Annotated in this window: 3 protein-coding genes; 2 read left to right on the top strand and 1 reads right to left on the bottom strand. The window is 65.2% G+C overall.

What is annotated here, in order from left to right; genetic code table 11:
- Positions 1–429 precede the first annotated feature (429 nt).
- A complete protein-coding gene (locus tag AC628_RS40690; RefSeq protein WP_074132422.1) occupies positions 430–1350 on the bottom strand; it encodes a LysR family transcriptional regulator in 921 nt (306 codons plus the stop codon).
- A 123-nt stretch (positions 1351–1473) separates the two neighbouring features.
- Here AC628_RS40690 and AC628_RS40685 point away from each other — a divergent pair, with 123 nt between their 5' ends.
- Together AC628_RS40685 and AC628_RS40680 are read left to right on the top strand one after the other, a co-directional pair.
- Positions 1474–1887 carry a hypothetical protein gene (locus AC628_RS40685; protein WP_245321590.1) on the top strand — a complete coding sequence of 138 codons (414 nt, stop codon included), beginning with the start codon at positions 1474–1476 and terminating at the stop codon, positions 1885–1887.
- A 73-nt stretch (positions 1888–1960) separates the two neighbouring features.
- Entirely contained in the window at positions 1961–2458 is a 498-nt protein-coding gene (locus AC628_RS40680; RefSeq protein WP_074132420.1) for a DUF8737 domain-containing protein, read from the top strand.
- Positions 2459–2698: the final 240 nt, after the last annotated feature.

Below are 2698 nucleotides of genomic sequence, written 5' to 3'. Positions count from 1 at the left end.
CGATCACCTCGTCCAGCGTCTCGGGATACAGCGTCGCCTGATACCGCGATCGCCCAATGACGTGTCCCATCGTCCCCCCGAATCAATCTCAGCCGCCAAAATCCACCATCAGAGCGTGGTTTTTGCACGGCCTGTTTCGCCAGGACGACGATGGGGATGGTTCTCGCTCCTAGAAGTCAAACAACGCGGTGTCATCACCCGCGAAAGCGGGTGATCCAGTATTCCAGAGACGTCCGTGCTTGAGCGGAGAGGCCGCGGCGTACTGGATCGCCCGGTCCGCACATCGAGCCGGGCCATGACAGTTGAAGATGGGATACAGCTTCGAGTTCTCGCGGTCTCGTAGGATGGGTAGAGCGCAGCGAAACCCATCAACTCGTGTCCGCGGCCGAATGATGGGTATCGCTTCGCTCCACCCATCCTACATTCGAGCTACCGCACCGCCCCCGGCCGGCTCTTCACGTGGTCTATGAAGGCGCGCAGCTTCGGCATGATCTGGCGGTGGCCGGGATAGTAGAGAAACACGCCCGGCGTCGTCGGCGCGAATTGATCCAGCACGCGGACGAGCTTCTTCTCCTTCACGGCGCCTGATATGAGCGGCGCGGGCACTTGCGCCAGTCCGACACCTTCGAGCGCCGCGCCGACCAGCGTCGGGAAATCATGGCCGATGAAGGATCCGGACACGGCGAGATCGATCGAACGGCCGTTGTCGTTCAGCGACCACGGCGCCAGCCCGCCGTTCGATCGGCGCAACCTGAGGCAGGCGTGATCGCGCAGATCGTCCGGACGCTTCGGCCGGCCGCGGCGCGCCAGATAATCCGGGCTGCCGACGATGGCGAAAGGAAACGGCTTGGTCAGGCGAACCGCGACCATGTCGGGGTTGATGAACTGGCCCATCCGGATGCCGGCATCGAAACCGCCGGCGGCGAGATCGACCAGCTCCTCGCTGGCGGCGAGCTCGACCTCGATCTCGGGATAGGCCTTGCAGAATGAGGCGATCAGCGGCTCCAGCAGGATCGGCACCACCGAGCGCGGCACGGTGAGACGCAGCAGCCCGGCCGGCTTCTGCCCGAGCTCGCGCGCGGCGCCGCTCGCCGCCACCAGCTCCTCGAACGCCGGCCGCGCGCGCGCCAGGAATCGCTCGCCGGCTTCGGTGAGGCCGACGCTGCGGGTGGTGCGGATGAACAGCACGGCGCCGAGGCGCGACTCGAGCGCGCGCACCGCCTGGCTGATCGCCGACGGCGTCACGGCAAGCTCGGTCGCCGCGCGGCGAAAGCTGCGGTGCTGGGCGACGCTGAGGAACGCCTCCACGCCGTCGAGCGCCCCCTGCCGGACTGTGAAGTTCTGCTTCATGGCCCGTCAACTTTATCGCGAATAGTCGCCCACGGAAAGCCGCCTTAGATCGGAAGCGACAGCGCGACGCGCGCTGATCGACGCGACATCACGACGTCAGCCGTGAACGGAGACCTGCGACCGATGAAAACGATCCGTCACACCCTCCTTGCCCTCACCCTCACTTTGACAGGCGCCACCACCATGACCGCTCCCTCCCCCGCCCAAGCCCAAGCCCAAGCTCAAGCCGTGCCCACGATAACCACCGGCGTGATCGTCATCCTGACCGTCAAGCCGGGCGTCACCCGCGAACAGGTGATGGCCGTGATGCCGGATGAAATCCGGCAGACCGTGCAACTCTATCTCGGTGGCAAGGTGCGCGAATGGTATTCGCGGTCCGACGGGCGCGGCGTCGTCTTCCTGCTCGACGCGAAGGACACCACGGAGGCGCACGCGATCATGGACCGCCTGCCGCTGTCCAAACTTGACATCATGGACCACGACTACATCGCGGTCGGCCCGCTGCTGCCGCTCCGCCTGCTGGTCGCCAAGCCCTGAACGCAAGCCGAGGTCGAACCCGGTCGACGGGTTCGGCCTCCCCGAACGGATCGACCAACAGAGGAAGCCAGCCGTGCCGATCAGTCTCAACATTCCGTTCCTCCTCAGCGTCGCCGGAGCATTTCTGACCAGTGCCGTGGTGGCCGCGACCTATGTCTGGCCGGCGCTCCGCACGATGCCGCGCCATGAGGCGCTCCGGCTGCTCGCCGCTTTCCATGCCTTCCGGTTTCTCGGAATGAACTTCCTGGTCACCGGTTTCGTGTCGCCGGAGGTGAACCCGGTGTTTGCCGGCGCGGTCGGCTGGGGCGATCTGACCGCCGCTGTCCTCGCGCTGCTCGCGATGGCGGCCCTGTCGTGGCGCTGGCCGATCGCCCTTCCGATCGTCTGGCTGTTCAACATCTGGGGCACGCTGGATCTTCTCAACGCTTATTACATGGGCGCGACGAAGAACGCGGATCCCGGCCTGTTCGGCGCCGGCATCTACATTCCGGCGCTGTATGTGCCGTTGCTGCTGGTGAGCCACGTGATGATATTCATGCTGCTGATGCGGGCCAAATCGGCTGAGGCGTAGATGCTAGGACGTGTGGAGCGCAGCGCTGCATCAACATCGTCGTCCCGGCGCAGGCCGGGACCCATACTCCGCAGCGGATGTTGTGGACGGGATTCGTGGTTCCAGCTGCATGCAACAATGCGCATTGGTGGTTATGGGTCCCGGCCTGCGCTCTAGGGCATGCACACATCTCTGAGGCTCCATCCTTGGGCGACGGCGTGGAAGTGTTCGAGGCCGGTTTTGAAGGTGATGGGGCCTGGC

This window comes from Bradyrhizobium sp. NAS96.2, assembly GCF_001908235.1.
Classification (GTDB): Bacteria; Pseudomonadota; Alphaproteobacteria; order Rhizobiales; family Xanthobacteraceae; genus Bradyrhizobium.
Note: the sequence above shows the minus strand (reverse complement) of the source record. Positions and strands in the feature narration are given on the sequence as shown.